Annotated in this window: 9 protein-coding genes and 1 pseudogene; 8 read left to right on the forward strand and 2 right to left on the reverse strand. The window is 73.2% G+C overall.

What is annotated here, in order from left to right; genetic code table 11:
- The first annotated feature begins 1 nt into the window (after position 1).
- The 8 genes from ACZ6JY_RS24880 to ACZ6JY_RS24915 all read left to right on the forward strand — a co-directional run bounded on the left by ACZ6JY_RS24880 (position 2) and on the right by ACZ6JY_RS24915 (position 11,994).
- Complete coding sequence (locus ACZ6JY_RS24880; RefSeq protein ID WP_469198946.1) at positions 2-2,104, forward strand: glycosyltransferase; 2,103 nt, start codon at positions 2-4, stop codon at positions 2,102-2,104.
- Entirely contained in the window at positions 2,097-3,224 is a 1,128-nt protein-coding gene (locus ACZ6JY_RS24885; protein WP_469198948.1) for a sugar phosphate nucleotidyltransferase, read from the forward strand. Before ACZ6JY_RS24880 ends, ACZ6JY_RS24885 begins: the two co-directional genes overlap by 8 nt.
- A 98-nt stretch (positions 3,225-3,322) precedes the next feature.
- A complete protein-coding gene (locus ACZ6JY_RS24890) occupies positions 3,323-6,373 on the forward strand; it encodes an HAD hydrolase family protein (RefSeq protein ID WP_469198950.1) in 3,051 nt (1,016 codons plus the stop codon).
- Entirely contained in the window at positions 6,366-8,453 is a 2,088-nt protein-coding gene (malQ, locus tag ACZ6JY_RS24895; RefSeq protein WP_469198952.1) for a 4-alpha-glucanotransferase, read from the forward strand. Before ACZ6JY_RS24890 ends, malQ begins: the two co-directional genes overlap by 8 nt.
- Positions 8,454-8,479: 26 nt before the next feature.
- Positions 8,480-9,691, forward strand: coding sequence for a sedoheptulose 7-phosphate cyclase (locus ACZ6JY_RS24900; RefSeq protein WP_469198954.1), 1,212 nt, complete (start codon positions 8,480-8,482; stop codon positions 9,689-9,691).
- Positions 9,688-10,065 carry a cupin domain-containing protein gene (locus ACZ6JY_RS24905; RefSeq protein ID WP_469198956.1) on the forward strand — a complete coding sequence of 126 codons (378 nt, stop codon included), beginning with the start codon at positions 9,688-9,690 and terminating at the stop codon, positions 10,063-10,065. Before ACZ6JY_RS24900 ends, ACZ6JY_RS24905 begins: the two co-directional genes overlap by 4 nt.
- Complete coding sequence (locus ACZ6JY_RS24910) at positions 10,040-11,077, forward strand: ROK family protein (RefSeq protein WP_469198958.1); 1,038 nt, start codon at positions 10,040-10,042, stop codon at positions 11,075-11,077. The genes ACZ6JY_RS24905 and ACZ6JY_RS24910 overlap by 26 nt, the downstream gene beginning before the upstream one ends.
- A gap of 5 nt (positions 11,078-11,082) precedes the next feature.
- On the forward strand, positions 11,083-11,994 hold the full coding sequence (locus ACZ6JY_RS24915; RefSeq protein WP_469198960.1) for an SDR family oxidoreductase: 912 nt from the start codon (positions 11,083-11,085) through the stop codon (positions 11,992-11,994).
- On the opposite strand, the gene ACZ6JY_RS24920 is transcribed toward ACZ6JY_RS24915, so the two are convergent.
- Together ACZ6JY_RS24920 and ACZ6JY_RS24925 are read right to left on the reverse strand one after the other, a co-directional pair.
- Positions 11,991-15,098, reverse strand: a complete 3,108-nt coding sequence (locus ACZ6JY_RS24920) for an alpha-amylase family glycosyl hydrolase (protein WP_469198962.1) — start codon at positions 15,096-15,098, stop codon at positions 11,991-11,993. The genes ACZ6JY_RS24915 and ACZ6JY_RS24920 overlap by 4 nt on opposite strands.
- Positions 15,099-15,254: 156 nt before the next feature.
- A pseudogene (locus tag ACZ6JY_RS24925) lies at positions 15,255-16,670 on the reverse strand (alpha-amylase); the annotation flags it as partial.
- Between the last annotated feature and the right edge of the window lie 233 nt (positions 16,671-16,903).

Raw genomic sequence — 16,903 nt, forward strand, 5'->3', positions numbered from 1 at the left:
CGTGACCGAGCCGACCGACCCGCGCCTGCACATCATCGAGACGTACTTCGAGTGCTGCGGCTTCGACCACACCTTTCTGCAGGGCGGCACCTCGGTGTACCTGTGGAACCTCTCCCGGGCCTTCGCCGCGCGCGGCCACCGGGTCTCCATCGTCACCCCGGCCCACGGCCGGCTCGACGACCTCCGCGAGCGGTACGAGGTCGAGGACCTGCCGTACGAGGACGTCCACACGGTGCCGATCGTCCTCGACCCCCAGGTGTGGCGGGGCTTCCCCGCCGAGGTCTCCCTCCAGTTGCGCACCACCGCCCACCGCATCCGCCTCGACGGGGTCGACCTGTACTTCCTGGCCGACGACTACCTCAACAAGCTGCCGGAGACGTTCTATCCGCCGTACTCGGCCAAGGGCAGCGATCTGGTCTTCTTCAAGCCGCTCGTCTTCCAGGTCGACAGCGTGCGGTTCCTGCGCACGTGGTTCGGCGACGAGAAGGCCCTCGTGCACGCCCACGAGCCGTACTACCACTACCTGCTGCCCGCCGCGCTGCGCGACGACCCCTCGAAGCTGGTCGTCAGCAATGTGCAGAGCAACATGCCGATCACCAAGAAGGTGTACGCGCCCAAGGTGCGGCGGCTCCTCGACGAACTGGGGGTGGATGTTTCCCTGCCCGCGCCGGACACCGCCGACGCGCTTCCCGCGGCGATCCGCCAGTACCAGCAGCTCACCCATCTGCACTACGACTACCCGTCCGACCACGTCGCGGTCTACGAACTGACCGCCGAGCACGCCGACCTGATCGACTTCCTCTCCGAGGGACAGCTCGACTTCTACGCGTCCTTCCGGGACACGCCCTTCGAGCAGCTCTTCGCCCGGTTGCCGATCGCCGACGTGGTGCGGCGCAACGCGCACAAGATGTTCGTGGGCGGCTGCGCGATCTCCGACGAGTGGCTCGGCTGGGACCCCGCCGACGTCGACCGGGACAAGGTGCTCGGCGGCCTCGGCCTCGACCCGGCGCTGCCCACCTTCTTCCACAACGCGCGCTACGCGGTCCACCACAAGGGCCAGGTGGAGCTGTTGCGCGCGGTGGACCGCGTCCTGTCCGACGGGCTCGCCGCCAACTTCGTCGTGCGCTGCATCTCCGCCGACGGCATCGACGACCCGTTCTTCCACGAGATCGCCCGGCGGCACCCGGGCCGGCTGCACCTGGAGTGGGAGCGCGTGGACGAGCGGAGCGTCTTCGAGTACGCCGCGTCCGCCGACTTCTGCCTCTTCCCCTCCAAGTTTGAGATGGACACGTTCCTGATCGCGCAGGGCGAGGCGATGGCGGCCGGCGCGGTCCCCATCGCCACCGACCAGCGGGGCATGGCCCACTTCCGGCACGCGGACGGACCCGGGACCACCACCGGCTTCGCGGTGAACCGGTCGTTCGCCGAGGACGACGAGCTGCTGACCGCCGCGCTGACGGCACGCGTCAAGGAGGCGGTGGCCCTGTGGGCCGACGACCCCGGCCGCTACCGGGAGCTGGCCGACCGCTCGGCCGCCGTCGCCCGCACCTTCACCTGGGAGCACTGCGCCGACCTGCACCTGGCCGCCTTCACCCGGCTCTGGCGCGGCGAGCCCGCACAACTGCCCGCCGGACGCGCCCTGCGCCACGGCTGGACGGAGCTGCTGCCGGACGACCTGCTCACCGTCGACGCGGCGGTCGAGCACGGTGACCTCGCCGCGTACGAGCGCCTGGCCCCACTGGACGACGGCGCCGCCCGGCGGTTCTTCGACGCCGCCTGGCGGCGCGCCGACTTCGCCACCTGCGAGCGGGTGGTCCGGAGCCGCCCGGACGCGGTGCCCGCCGAGGACGTGACCCGGCTGCGCACCCGCCTCGCGCTCCTGCCCGAAGGACGGCTCGGCTACCGGCTCGCGCACGCGGACCGTGTCGAACTGGTCCTGCCCGCGCCGCCCGACGCCCACGGCCGGGCACGGCCCGAGGTACGGCCGCTGGCCCGCACCGCCCCCGGCGAGTTCGCGGGACCCGCGCCGGAGCGCCCCGGCGCATGGCTGCTGCTCACCCTCTCCTCCGGACGCGTGACCTGGGACGAGGTGCGGCATGGCTGAGCCGGACGCGGTACGGACCGTGCTGCTCGCGGGCGGCGAGGGCCGGCGCATGGGCCCCCTCGGCACCGGCCGCCTCAAGCCCCTGGTGCCCTACGGCGGCGCCTGCCGCCTCATCGACTTCAGCCTGGCCAACGCGCGGGCCTCCGGGCTCGGCGAGGTCGTGCTGCTCTCCCAGTACGAGGAGCGGCAGCTGATGGACGACCTGCACCGGGTGTGGAACACCTCCGCGGACTTCCGGGTGCACTTCGGCCCGTACGACCACGCCTACCGCACGGCCGACGACGGCCTGCCGAGCGAACTGCCCGAGCGCACGTGGCCGCTGGAGCGCGGCACCGCCGACGCGCTGATCCGCAAGAGCGAGTACGTCTTCGGCGGCGACGCCGAGCAGGTCCTCGTGCTCCACGCCGACCACGTCTACCGCTTCGACTACGGGCCCCTGATCGAGGAGCACCGGGCGTCGGGGGCCGCGCTGACCGTCGCGTACCAGCGCATCGAACCGCGCTGGGTGCACCTCTTCGGCATGGTCGAGTTCGACGCCACGGGGCATCTGACGGCGTTCGTCGAGAAGCCCGAGAACCCCACGAGCGACCTGGTCTTCGCCGCGTTCTGCGTCTTCGACGCGCGCGTGCTCCGCCGCCACCTGGAGCTGCTCGACGGCACGGACTGGCAGCACGACATCAGCCGCGACGTGATCCCGGCGATGCTCGCGGCCGGGGAGCACATCCGCGGCCACGAGGTCGCCGGGCACTGGCAGGACATCGGCACCGTCGAGCGCTACCACCGCGCGCACCTCGCCCTCGCCTCCCCGCAGCCAGGACCGCCGGGCCCGCCCGCGCTGCCCGTCGAGCGGATGCCCTGGACCCTCGCGCCCGAGGTGGCGCGCCGCCGGGTGGCCCGCGCCCCCGGCGTACGGGACTCCGTGGTCCCCGCCGACCTGGTCAACCACGGCCTGGTGGAGGACAGCGTGGTGTTCCCCGGCGTCCGTATCGGTGCCGGGGCCAGGGTGCGGCGCAGCGTCGTCCTGCCCGGTGCCACCGTGCCGCCGGGCGCCGATCTGGTCTCGGCGGTGGTCCTGGAGGACGGCGGCGTGCAGCAGGTGGCAGACGGGGTGCGGCCGTGATCGGGGCCATCGGCCGCGGCGCCGCACACATCGACCGGCCGGGACCGTGCGCCGCTTCGGCGCGCGCCGTCCCCGCACAGTGAGGGAGCGCTTCTTCCGTGCACATCATCCATGTCTCCTTCGAGTGCGGCGGTTTCGACGGCCGCCTGATGCGCGGCGGTCTCTCACCGCTCGTGTGGAACCTGTCGCGTGCCTACGCGGCGCGCGGTCACCGCGTCTCGGTGATCACCCCGGCGCACGGCCTCCTGGACGCGCTGCGGGAGGACTTCGCGATCGAGGAGACGGCCTACCGCCGCGAGCACTCGGTGCCGCTGGTCCTGGATCCCGAGGCGTGGCCGGACCATCCGGGTGAGGTCACCCTCGACGTGACCACACGCGCCCACCGGCTCCGTCTTGACGGCGTCGACGTGTACTTCCTGTCCAACGCCCACCTGGATCTGCTCCCCGACCGCCTGTACCCGCCGCCGGGCACGGTGGGGCGCGACCTCGCGCACTTCAAGCCGCTGGTCTTCCAGGTGGACGCGGTGCGCTTCCTCGACGAGCTGACCGGCGACGAGCCGGCCGTGGTGCACGGTTTCGAGCCGTCCTACACCTGGCTGCTGCCGCCGGTTCTCGGCGCGGCCCCGCGGCTGCGCACCGCCGTCACGGTCGCCGCCAACGCGCCCGTCACGCAGAAGCTCTACCGGCCGCAGGTGGAACGGCTCCTCGACCTGTTCGGGGTGGGCGACGCCGTAGCCCTCGACGCCCTCGACGCGCCGCCTCCCGTGGAAGGCAGCGCCACGGCGGTGATGTCCCGTGCCCTGGCCGGCACCCGCATGCACGACGAGTACGGCCCCGACCACGTCGGGCTCTTCCCGCTGGTCACCGAGCACGCCGATCTCGTGGACTTCGTGTCGCCCGGACAGCGCGCGTACTACAGCACCTTCCGCGACACCCCCGTGGAGGCGCTCTTCGACACCCTGCCGGTCGCGCGGCGGCTGCGCGAGCAGGCCCACAAGCTCCTGGTGGGCGGCTGCGGCATCGCGGAGAGCTGGCTGGACCGCGACCCGGCCGCCGTCGACCGTGACGAGGTCCTGCGTGCGCTCGGACTCGATCCCGCGCGCCCCGTCTTCTACCACGCGGCCCGCTACGCGGTGCACCACAAGGGCCAGTTGGAGCTGGTGCGGGCGATCGAGGAGGTCCTCGCCACCGACCCGGAGGTCAGCTTCGTCATCCGCTGCTCGACCGGCCGGGGCGGCCAGGAGTCGACGGGCGCCGCCAACGCCTACTTCCAGCAGGTCGCCGACCGCCATCCGGGCCAGGTCCACCTCGACTGGCGGCTGGCCGACGAGGACACCCTCTTCGCGCACGCCTCCTGCGCGGACTTCTGCGTCTACCCGTCCAAGTTCGAGCTGGACGGTTTCCTCATCGCCCAGGCCGAGGCGATGGCGTGCGGGGCGGTGCCCATCGCCACCGCCCAGCAGGTCACCGCGCACTTCCGGCACGCGCTGCCGCTCACCGACCCGGCGGCGACCGGGTTCGCCGTACGCGGCTCGTTCCACGACGACGATCCAGCCCTTGCCCGTGAGCTCGCCGCGCGCATCAGGGAAGCCGCCGCCGTCTTCCGCCACGACCCGGACACCTACGCCCGCCTGTCCGCCAACGCCCGCCGCACCGCACGGGAGTTCACCTGGGAGCGTGCCGCCGATGCGCGGCTCGCCGCCTTCGCCTCCCTGCTGCGCGGCGAGCCGCTGCGCTTCCCCGACGAGGAGGCCATCGGGTACGGCTGGTTCGACCGGCTGTCCGACGCGGCCCGGCACGAGCACCGCGACCTCATCGCGCGCGTCGCCGCCGAGCGCGGTGACCTCGCCGCCTACGGGCGGGTCGCCCCGCTGGACGCGACGGCGTACGAGCGTCTCTTCGAGGCCGCGTACGCGCGTGCCGACTTCGCCCGCTGCGCGGAGGTGGCCCGCGCGGCGGACCGCCCTGACCTCGCGGACCTGATCCGCGAGCGCTGCCGGGTGACCCGCGCGCAGGGCGGCACGCTGACGGTGACCTACCGCCACCCGGGCCTCGAACGGGTCCAGATCGTGGCATCGGCCGCCGCCGGGACCGTCGACGCGCGCGAGTCCGCCGCCGAGGCGCTGGCCTCCGACGAGCCGGTGCCCACCGGCAGCGGGGCCGCGCTCGTGGCCCTCGAACCGGCCGGCGACGGAGTGTTCCGGGGCCGCGTCGACGGGCCGCAGGACGGCCGCGACCTGGCGCTGATGCTGACGCTGCGGTCGGGCCGTGTCACCTGGGACACCGTGCCGGTGACCGATCCGCCCTACCGTGTCGTCGCCACGGACCTGGACGGCACCCTGCTCCGCGGTGATCTGACCGTCTCCGAGCGCACTCGCCGGGCTCTGGCTCTCGTCGCGGAGGCCGGGGCGCACCACCTGGTCGTCACCGGGCGTCCCGCGACGGCCTGCAAGGACTTCCTGGCCGGGCTCGGCTACCGGGGTCTGGCCGTGTGCGGACAGGGCGCCCAGCTCTACGACGCGGCCACCGACCAGCTCCTGGAGTCCGTCGCGCTCGACCTGGACCTCGCCCGCGACGTGGTGGAGCGCGCCGAGGCGGTGCTCGGCACCCTGGAACTCGGTGTCGTCACGGCACCGCCCGAGAGCCGCTTCAAGGTCACCCCCCGCTTCGGGGAACGCGTCAGGCACGGCTGGGACGTCACCACCGACCGGGCCCTGCTGTGGACCTCGCCCATCGACAAGCTCGTACTGCACCACCCGGATGTGCCCGAGGACGATGTCGCCGCCACCGTCGCCGAGCTGTGCGGTGACGCGGTCTCCGTGGTGCATTCGGTGAAGGGCATGGTGGAGGTGCTGCCGCCCGGCGTCACCAAGGGCGCGGGCGTGGCACGCGCGGCGGCGCTCCTCGGCTTCACGGGCGCCGACACCATCGCCTTCGGCGACATGCCCAACGACATCCCGCTGCTCGCCTGGGCGGGACATGGCGTGGCGGTGGCCAACGGACATCCGGCGCTGCGGGCCATGGCCGACGAGACGGCGCCCGGCAACGACGAGGACGGGGTCGCGACGGTCCTGGAACGCCTCTTCGCCCCCGCTCGGGCGCCGGGCTCCCCCGTGCCCGCTCTCCGCAGGGAGGCGGCGCATGACTGACGCGCTCGTCGAACTCGCGCGCGCCCACGGCGTGGCGACCGCGTACACCACCGACCGGGGACAGCGCGTCTCCGTCCCTTCCGGCACCCTCGTCGCGGTCCTCGGCGCCTGCGGAGTGGACGCCACCACGCCGTCCGCGGCACGCGAGGCCCTGGACCGCCACCACGGCGAGCTGGCCGCGCGGCTGCTGCCGCCCTGCGTCGTGACGCGCGCCGGTAAGGGCGTGACGCTGCCCCTCCGCGGTGTGGCCGAGGTGGCGGTGGAGGGCGGCGGAACCCTGCCGGCGGATGCTCCGCTGCCGCCCGGCCACCACACCCTGCGGGTGCGCGTGGGCGGGCGCGAGGCGCGGGCCCCGCTGCTCGCCGTCCCCGACCGCGTGGCCGTGCCCGACCGCCGCACCTGGGGCTTCCTCGTCCAGCTCTACTCCGTGCTCTCCCGCCGCTCCTGGGGCATGGGCGATCTGTCGGACCTCGCCGATCTCGCCACCTGGTCGGGGCGGGACCTCGGGGCCGGTTTCGTCCAGCTCGGCCCGCTGCACGCCGTGCCGCCGGGGCCGCTGCCGGACCCCTCCCCGTACCGTCCGAGTTCGCGCCGCTTCCCCGATCCGATGCACGTGCGGGTGGAGGCGGTCCCGGAGTACGCGTACCTGGACCGGGCGGGACGCGACGCCGCGCACGCCCTGACCGCCCGCGCCCGAACCCTCAACTCCGCGGTCCTTGACGGCAGTTCACTCATCGACCGGGAGACGGTCCGCGCCCTCAAGCACCAGGCGCTGCGCGTCGTGCACACGGTGCCGCTCTCCCCCGGCCGCGCGGCCTCCTTCGCCGCCTTCACCGCGCGCGAGGGGCAGGGCCTCACCGACTTCGCCACGTGGTGCGCGCTGGCCGACGTGCACGGCGCGGACTGGCGGGCCTGGCCCGTGGAGCTGCGCGATCCGCACTCCCCCGCCGTGGCACGGGCCCGCGACGCGCTCGCGGAGAGCGTCGCGTTCCACCGCTGGCTGGCGTGGATCACCGACGAACAGCTCGCCGCCGCGCAGCGGGCGGCGAAGGACGCGGGCATGGCGGTCGGGCTCGTGCACGACCTGGCCGTCGGGGTGGCGCCGGACGGCGCCGACGCCTGGGCGCTCCAGCACTGTCTGGCCACCGGGATGAGCGTCGGCGCGCCACCGGACGACTTCAACCCGCTGGGCCAGGACTGGGGCCAGCCGCCCTGGCGCCCGGACGCGCTCGCCGCGGCGGGCTACCGGCCCTTCGCGGACCTGCTGCGCTCGAACCTGCGGCACGCGGGCGCACTCCGCGTCGACCATGTGATGGGCCTTTTCCGGCTGTGGTGGGTCCCCGAGGGGCGCCCGCCGTCCGAGGGCACGTACGTACGGTATGACGCGCAGGCCATGCTGGGCGCGCTCACCCTGGAGGCCCACCGGGCGGGCGCGTGCGTCATCGGCGAGGACCTGGGCACGGTGGAGAAGGGCGTGCGCGAGGAGCTGGCCGGACGCGGCATCCTCGGCACCTCGGTGCAGCGCTTCGAGTACGTGGGCGGCAGCGAGGGCAGGCACGGGCCGCTGCCGCCCGACCAGTGGCGCGCGAACTGCCTGGCCACCCTCACCACCCACGACCTGCCGACCACCGCGGCCTGGCTCAGCGGTGAACACGTCGAACTGCGCGAGCGGCTCGGCCTGTTGACCCGCCCCGCGCGGGAGGAGAAGGCGACAGCCGCTGCCGAGCGCGACGGCTGGCTCGCCGAGCTGACACGGCTCGGCCTGCTGCCGTCCCCGGACGGCGAGGTGGCGGCCCTGCACCGCTTCCTGCCGCTCACCCCGGCCCTGATGCTCGGGGTCTGGCTGCCGGACGCGACGGGCGACCGCCGCCCGCAGAACCTGCCGGGCACCTCCACGGTGCACCCCAACTGGCGCCTTCCGGTGTCCGACGCGGGCGGCCGCCCGGTTCCGCTGGAGGAGCTTCCCGCATCACCCCTCGTACGGACGGTCGCCGGTGTCTTCGCCGATCTGCGGCCGCACCCCGTACCGCCGCCACCGCACCACCCCGACACCCGATCGACGACGCCGTCGACGACCTGAAGACCGAACGAAGACCGAGGAGAGAGATGGCAGGCCAGGTTCTTGCCGAGGCCGCGGGCGTCCGTGAGGACGCCGGAGGCTTCGACCTGCACGCACCGGACGGCACCGGCTACCGGGTCGACGTCACCGACGGGGTCTTCTCCCCGGACAACCCGCTTCTTGCCCGCCACCTGGAGGGGCGCCGCGTGGTGGCCTTCGTGGGGCCCACCGTGGAACGCCTCTACGGGCGGCAGTTGCGCGCCTACCTGGGCGCGCGTCTGGAGCCGGACAGCTGGAGCGTCCACCCGATCCCGTCCGGGGAACACAACAAGTCGCTCACCTCCGCCGAGCAGGTGTGCGCGACCGCCAAGGCCGCCGGGCTCGACCGGCACGGCGTGATGCTCGCGGTGGGCGGCGGGATCGTCGCCGACATCGTCGGCTTCGCCGCCTCCATGTACTCGCGCGGCATCCGCTACATCAAGGTCAACACCACCCTGGTCGGTCAGGTCGACGTCGGTGTCGGCGTCAAGACGGGGGTCAACGGCCTGCACACGAAGAACATGTTCGGCGCCTACCACCCCGCCCACGCCTCGCTGAACGACCCCGCGCTCCTCGACACCCTGCCGGCCCGCGAGATCCGCTGCGGTCTCGCCGAGATCGTGAAGATGGCGGTGATCCTCGACGGTGACCTGTTCCAGGCCCTGGAGCGGCACCCGGACGTCTTCCGGCGCCCCGGCCACTCGGCCAACGCGGAGCTGGAGACGTACGTCATCCGTACGTCGATGCGGCTGATGATGGAGGAACTCTGCCCCAACCTCCGCGAGAAGGAGCTCGCGCGCCTGGTCGACTTCGGCCACACCTTCAGCCCCGTCATCGAGACGGCGGGCGGCCACCGCCTTGAGCACGGCGAGGCGGTCGCCGTCGACATGGCGCTCTCCGCCCACCTCGCCCGGCTGCTCGGTCTCGCGGACGCCGGCACCTGCGAGCGGATCGTCACGCTCCTCGAGCGGATCGGCCTGCCCGTCCACGACGCAGCGACGTGCACGCCCGACCAGATGACGCAGGCCCTGTGGGCCTCCTGGCAGCGCCGGGGCCGCAAGCTCCACCTGGTGGTGCCCACCGGGATCGGCAAGGCGGGCTTCGTCGACGAACTGGAGGACATCCCCCAGGAGGTCCTGCGCGAGGCCCTCGACGCGCTCGCCACCCGGGCCGCCCGCGCCCCGCGCACCTCTCCGGCCACGAAGGGAGCGACGCGATGACCGACCGCGTACCCAACCTGCGGGACCTCCTCGCCGGCAAGGAGCACGACCACGGCGGGCTCGGCACGATCCTGGCGCACCGCGTGTTCACCCGCGGACCGGGCGGCCCCGGCGCCGAGTTCATCGACCTCGCCGTGCTGCCGCCGGGCACCTCCATCGGGCGCCACCGGCACGGCGCGGACCACGAGACGTACGTCGTGCTCGCCGGTGACGGCCTGATGTACCGGGACGGCGAGGAGTTCCGCGTGGGCCCCGGCGACATCGTCGTCAACCTTCCCCATGGCGAGCACGGGCTCCTGAACGACCGTGACACCGACCTGCACCTGCTGGTCTTCGAGGAGGAACTCCGTGCCGACGGCCACCATCACGGCTGACCCCGAACACACCGTCGTCGACGTGGGCGGCACCACGCTCCGGGTGGGCACGTACGCGCCCGCCACCGGCGAACTGACCCGCGTGCGGCGGATGCCGGTCGACGGCATGGCCCGCGATCCCGGCGCCTGTGTCCCCGTGCTCCAGGAGCGGATGGTGGAACAGCTCGTACGTGAGGTGTCGCGGCACACGGCCGGGCGCGCGCCGGGTCCTGTCGGGGTCGCCTTCGCCGGGCCGATCACCGCGGACGGCCTGGTCCTCGCGGCACCGACGGTATGGGGGCGCAGCGGCGATCCCCTGCCGCTCGGCGCCCTGCTCACCGAACGGCTCGGCAGACCCGTCACCGTCGTCAACGACCTCACGGCGGCGGCCTGGCGGTACGCGGCCACGGAGCAGGAGCCCTTCTGCCTGCTGACCGTCAGCTCGGGCATCGGCAACAAGGTCTTCCGGGACGGTGACGTGCTGCTGCACCCGGCGGGCCACGGCGGCGAACTGGGCCACTGGACCTGCGACCCCTCCCCGGATGCGCCGCTGTGCGACTGCGGGGGCCGGGGCCACCTCGGCGCCATCGCCTCGGGCCGGGGCGTGCTCGCCGCGGCCCGGCGCGCGGCGGCCGCCGACCCGGACGGATTCGCCCGCTCCCGCCTCGCGGAGCTGTGCGAGGACCGCGTCGAGAACCCGGCCCTCGCCAAGGCGCTCGCCGAGGGCGACCCCTTCGCCACCGGCGTGCTGCGTGGCGCCCTCGTACACCTCGCGCGGGCGATCGGCGCCGTCTTCGCCTCGGTGGGGGTGTGCCGCTACATCATCGTGGGCGGCTTCGCGCTGGCCGTCGGCGAGCGCTACCGGCAGCTCCTGGTCGAGGAGCTGGCGCGGCAGGGCTGCTTCGGGCTCACGCCGGAGCGGATCGACGCCATGGTCACGCTCGGCGCGCCCGACGACGACCACGGGTTGATCGGCGCGGGCCGGCTGCTCGCCGCCCGCCATCCGGCTCGGACCGGGCGGGCGGCGCGGTGAGGCGCGTGTCCTCGCTCGTCGTCGGCAGCGGTTTCGTCGGCACGGGCATCGCCCGCCGCCTCGTGGCGGCGGGCGACGCGGTCACCCTCGTCTCGCGCGGTCACCCCGCCGACCCCCCGGAGGAGTACGGGGCACGCTGGTCCGCCCTTGACGCCACCGACGCGGAGGCCTGCGGCCGTCTGGTGTCACGGCTGCGGCCCCGCCGCATCGTCCTGGTGCACGGCCCCTCGGACGTCACCTGGTGCGAGGCACACCCCGAGGAGGCGGCCCGCGCGCACTCAGCGGTGGCCGCCTCCTTCGCGGCCCTCGGCGGACGTTCACGCATCGTCATGATCTCCACGGACAACGTCTTCGACGGCGGTTCGCCGGAGAACACCGAGGCCACGCCCGTCTCCCCGGCGAACGCCTACGGACGGGCCAAGCGCCGGGCCGAGGAGCTACTGCTCGCCCGCGCCGCCGACGCGGTCTCGCTGCGGGTGAGCCTGGTCTACGGCCATGAGCCCGCGGACGCCGGCAAGTGGCTCAACTACTTCGCCGCCTGCGCCCACCGGCTGCGCGCCGGAGCGCCCGTCGAGGCCCCTGAGGACCAGTGGACGACGCCCGTGCACGTCGACGACGTGGCCGAGGTGGTGGCCGCGCTCCTGACGAGCGTGGACCCGCTCCCTCCGGTGCTCCACCTGGGCGGCCCCGACCGGATCAGCCGCGCGGAGTGGGCCACCGTGATCGCCCGGGGCCTGCACCTCCCGGCCGGCCTGGTGCGGCCCGTGCCGAAGGCGCTGAGCCGCTATGCGTCCCGGCCCCGGAACGCCTGCCTGTCCAGCACGTTCCTGGCGGCGCTGCCCGCCACGCGCGGCATCGCGGTCCGCGGGGTGGAGGAAGGCGCCCGCGACCTGGCGGGCGCCTTCCGCTCGCCCTAGCTCTTCCGTACGCCCGTGGCTCCCAGGAGAGCCCCGTCCGCGGCGCGCTCGGTGGCCAGGAGCTGCCGGGCGCGTCGCGCGTCGGGGATGCGGTCCCGGTCGCGCGGGTCGACGGTGAGGGCCGTCTCCCCCTCCGCGAGCCCGTACCGGCGCGCGGCGTCCGCCCCGGCGGGGCGCAGCCGCAGCCAGTGCCCCTCGTCGGAGAGCGCGCCGTCCCGAAGGGTGATGCCGCCACCTGGCGCGTGGACGAGCTGGCGCGAGGCCACTCCCGCACCGCCCTCCGGCCAGGCGACGGTGGACTCGTCGAGCCACCTGACGTGGGACCGCGCGAGATCGAGGCCGAGTGAGCCGCCGAGCGCCGGCGTCAGATACGCCTGCTCGCCCGCGACACGCCACACCTCGTTCCCGTACAGGCCGATGTCCAGGGCCTCGTCGTCGGCCACGTCCTTGTCGTTGCCCTTGTGGAAGGTGTAACTGAGGCTGCGCGCGCCGGGCTTCAGCTTCACCTCGAAGACGAGTCCGTAGGCGTCGGTGCGCACCGGCCGCACGGGGACGTCCCAGTCGGACGGCGTGGCGGCACCGTCCCACACGTGCAGCCCCCAGCCGTCGTAGTCGCCGTCGGGCCGGTGGTAGTGCAGGACGGCCGTGGAGCCGTCCGACGGCGGGTAGGCGCCTTGCGGCCGCTGTTCGCGCTGGCCGCCCTGCCCCTCGGTGATCCACACCTCGCCGGTGCGGGTCAGGTCGACGGAGCGCTCGGGCCCGTCGGTGGTGCCGTCCTTCTCGACGGTGTACGAGACGGTCTCGGCGCCCTTGCCGAGCTTCACCCAGGCGAAGGCGCCGTACGCGTCACGGCCGGTGAAGGCGGCGCCCGCACCGTCCGTGCCGGTCCGCAGCCGCCAGCCGTCGTAGTCGCCGCCGGGCCGCTGGTAGTGCACGACGGCGTAGCCGCGCCGGACGGTGGGCGTGGTTGCCGGTGGGGTGGGGCCCGTGCTGCTGGTGGCGAGGTCGTGCGCGGTGCGCCCGCGGCTGTCCACGGCCACCGCCTTGTAGCGCAGTTCGGTGCCCTCGGGCAGCTTGGGGTCGACCTGCTGGGTGACCTTGTAGGGGGCGTGGTCGGCGGAGCCGAGCACCTGCCAGGGGCCTTCGCCCTGTTGTGCGGCGAAGACGACGCGGTTGAGTTCGCCGCCGTCCACGTCGGCGGTGAGTTCGACCGTGCCGGTGGCGCCCTCCTTCGGCGCGGTCAGCGTGACGTGGGGCCGTGCGCTCGGTCCCGGCAGGGGCCTGTCGGCCTTCAGCACCAGGGTGGAGAGCGCGGGGACGGTGACGGTGATGTGCCGGTCCGCGCCGCTGCGGACCGGGGCGTCCGTGGTGCCGTACAGCGGGGTGTGGCGCCGGTGGGCCGCGCCGGTCGGGATCCGTACCGTCTTCGCCTCGGAGGCGTTGTTGTGCGCCACGACGTACTCGACGCGCTTCTTGGCGTCCGTACGGGAGTAGGCGTACACGCCGGGCCCGTCGGCGGGGCCCGGGTACCGCTCGCTGAAGACGCCGTCGCGCAGGGCCGGGTGGCGTTTCGTCAGCTTGGCGAGGCGGGAGATGGCGCGGTACAGCGGATGCCGGGTGTCGTAGGCGTCCTGTGCGTGGGTGCGGCCGGTGCCGATCTGGTCGTCGTCGCGGTAGGCCGGGGCGTCGGTGGCGAACAGGGGCTGGCGTGCGGCGTTGTCACCGCCGGGGCCGGTGAAGCCCTGCTCGTCGCCCGCGTAGACGACGGGATTGCCGCGGCCGAAGAACATCAGCTCGTGGGCGAGGCGGTCCCGGCGCAGCAGCTCCGCGTCGCTCGCGCCGGGGTTGTCCTGGGCGATGAGGCCGCCGATGCGGCCCATGTCGTGGCTGCCGAGGAAGGTCACCTGCTCGTAGGCGTTGGCCTTGCCGGTGGTGTAGCGGTAGTCCTGGGCGTAGAGGCGGGACAGGTCACGGGGCGGGCCCTCGCGCGAGGCGGAGTTGCGGGCGATGGCCTGGAAGGGGAAGTCCAGGGTGGAGTCGAGGCCGCCCTGTGTCACATAGGGGGCGGTGATGGCGGGGTCGGCGGAGAACGCCTCGGCGAAGATGAGGAAGTCCTTCTTGCCCCGGGTGGCCGCGTAGGTGTCGAGCGCGCGGGCCCACTGGGTCCAGAACTCCATGTTGACGTTCTTGGCGGTGTCCACGCGGAAACCGTCGATGCCGAAGTCGCGTACCCAGCGCTCGTAGACGCGCTTCATGCCGTCGACGACTTCGGGGCGTTCGGTCCACAGGTCGTCGTTGCCCATGAAGTCGCCGTTGAGGCCGCTCTCCCCGGCGAAGGTGGAGTCGCCGCGGTTGTGGTACATGGTGGGGTCGTTGAGCCAGGCCGGGGTCTTGGCGTGCCGGTCGGCGTCCGCGATCCGCGGGGTGTAGGGGAAGCCGCCGTCGTCGACGGGGCGCATGCCCGCGCTGTCGTCGAAGGGGCGGCCCGTGGTGTCCAGGTAGGGGTGCGACCCCTTCGACCGGTAGCCGGACTCCTTCTCGGCGGGGTGGATGACGTCGGCGGTGTGGTTGGTCACGACGTCGAAGAAGACCTTCATGCCCTTGGCGTGCGCCTTGTCGACCAGCTCGGTCAGTTCCTCGTCGGTGCCGAAGTGCGGGTCGACACGGGTGAAGTCGGTGATGGCGTAGCCGTGGTAGTTGGCGACCGGCCGCCCGCCCCGCTCCTGTACGGGCAGGTTCTCGAAGACCGGGGTCAGCCAGATCGCGGTGGTGCCGAGGCCCTTGATGTAGTCGAGTTTCTTCGTGATGCCCTTGAGGTCACCGCCTTGGAAGAAGGCGTCGTCGTCCGGGTCGAAGCCGGTGGTTTCGCGCCCTCCGGTGAGTCCGCCCCGGTCGTTGGCGCGGTCGCCGTTGGCGAAGCGGTCGGGCATCGCCAGGTAGAACTGCTCGCGGGTGAGGTCGTGCCGGGTGGGTTGTGCGGCGAGTGCGGCGTCGGAGGGCGGCGGGGCGGGTGCGGCTGCCGCCGGCTGGTGGTTCGCGGGCAGGAGGGCGGCCAGGGGCGCGAGGGCCAGCAGGACGGCCGATCTCCATCGGACGCGGGTCACGGGTGTGGGCTCCTTCGTGGTGGTCGCGGACAACGCCGATTGCCCGGCGCGGGCGGCGTGGGCCGCGGGCGCCGGGCAACCAGGTTCGTCCGCACAGCTCTGGGGGACGGGGTTGTGGATGTCGGTTCGGGTCGGGTCAGGCCGGGTCGGTCAGGCGCAGCTCCGCGCGTCCACGTGGAGCGCGAGTGCGCTCTTCGCGGCGACGGTGGCCGTGAGCTGCCCGCCGTCGTTCACGGTGACGGGCTTGCCCGCCTGCACGTCGCAGTACTCGCCCGCGGGCAGCGAGGTCTTGAAGGTCTGCTTGAGCTCGCCGTCCCCGCCGTTGACGGCGACGAAGCCCTTGGCGCCCCGGCCGAAGGCCACGGCGCTGCCTCCGTCGTCCCACCAGTCGGTGAGTTCGGCGTCGCCCACGGCGTTGCGGAAACCGACCATGGCGGTGATCTCCTTCTGCGCGTGCTGGCACACCCAGGCGTCGCCGGAGCAGTCGGCCTTGCCGTCGGCGGGCGGGCCGTCGTCCTTGTTCGTGAAGGCGTAGCCGGAGTGGACGTCCGGGGTGCCGTAGGGGAAGGCGAGCATGAAGACGTGGGCCAGGGTGTAGGGGGCGCCCTGCTTGTAGGTGAGGACGTTGCCCTGGCGCTCGGTGTCGTGGTTGGCGACGAAGACCCCGGCGGATTCGGAGGGCAGTTTGCCGTCCGCGATGTTCTTCAGTCCGGCCAGGCCGCCGCTGTCGAAGGCGCCCTTGAGCGCGTAGGCGTAGTTGAACTCCTGGGCGAGCCCGGTGCCGAGGTACTCGCCGGGCTGGACCTCCTCGCCGGGTCCTGGCAGCGTCTCCTGCTTCCAGGGCACGTCCGGGTCGGTGAGCTGCGCCTTGATGGCCTTCAGGTCGTCCGCCGGGATGTGCTTGGCCGCGTCGATGCGGAAGCCGTCGACGCCGAGGCCGAGCAGGTCGTTGAGGTATCCGGCGATGGTCTTGCGGACGTGGTCCTCGCCCGTGTCGAGGTCGGCGAGGCCGCCGAGCTCGCAGTTCTGGCTCTCCTCGCGCTTGGTGTAGTCCTTGATGTCCTGTTGGCAGTCGTCCATGTCCTGGGCCGCGTAGACGCCCGGGTAGTCGTACTTGGTGAACTCGGTGCCGCCCGAGCCGGTGCCCTGGGCGTTGGTCATGTGGTTGATGACCGCGTCCGCGACGACCTTGACGCCCGCCTTGTGACAGGTGTCCACCATGCCCTTGAACGCGGCCCGGTCGCCCAGGCGTGAGGCGATCTTGTAGCTGACCGGCTGGTAGGCGGTCCACCAGGCCGGTCCTGTCAGCCGCTCCTGCGGGGGTGAGGTCTGGACGTAGCCGTATCCGGCCGGTCCGAGTGTGTCCGTACAGGCTTGTGCGATCGAGTCGAAGTTCCACTCGAACATCACGGCGGTGACGTCCTTCTCGCCGGCCGCCGCCTTCGCCTTCGCCGGGGCGGGGGCCGGGGCGGCCTGTGCCTGCGCACCTATGCCGAGACTGCCCGCCGCGGCCGCGACAAGGGCCGTGGCCAGGGCGGTACGCCTGCGGGATCGTGTTGTTCGGCCGTACATCGGAGGTCCTCCTCTGAGTGGGGGGAGAGGGGCCGGCGCCGACGCGGGGTGGGGGAACTCCGCGGCCGTAACGGCGCCGTACACGACGGCACTTGAAACTTTTCTGCCGCCTTGCAGAAACATATTGCGACGGACCTTAAGTGCCGCCCGTTGAAGGGTCAACCCCTTGCGTCCAGGTGAACTCGTCCACCACAGAGCCCACTTCGAGCCCCAACCTCCCCCACTTGCACACC

The organism is Streptomyces sp. NPDC046335 (genome assembly GCF_055587985.1).

Excerpts from the sequence above, each read along its gene's own strand:
- ACZ6JY_RS24885 (WP_469198948.1), top strand. The coding sequence starts at position 2,097 with ATGGCTGAGCCGGACGCGGTACGGACCGTGCTGCTCGCGGGCGGCGAG.
- malQ (WP_469198952.1), top strand. The coding sequence starts at position 6,366 with ATGACTGACGCGCTCGTCGAACTCGCGCGCGCCCACGGCGTGGCGACC.
- ACZ6JY_RS24900 (WP_469198954.1), top strand. The coding sequence starts at position 8,480 with ATGGCAGGCCAGGTTCTTGCCGAGGCCGCGGGCGTCCGTGAGGACGCC.
- ACZ6JY_RS24905 (WP_469198956.1), top strand. The coding sequence starts at position 9,688 with ATGACCGACCGCGTACCCAACCTGCGGGACCTCCTCGCCGGCAAGGAG.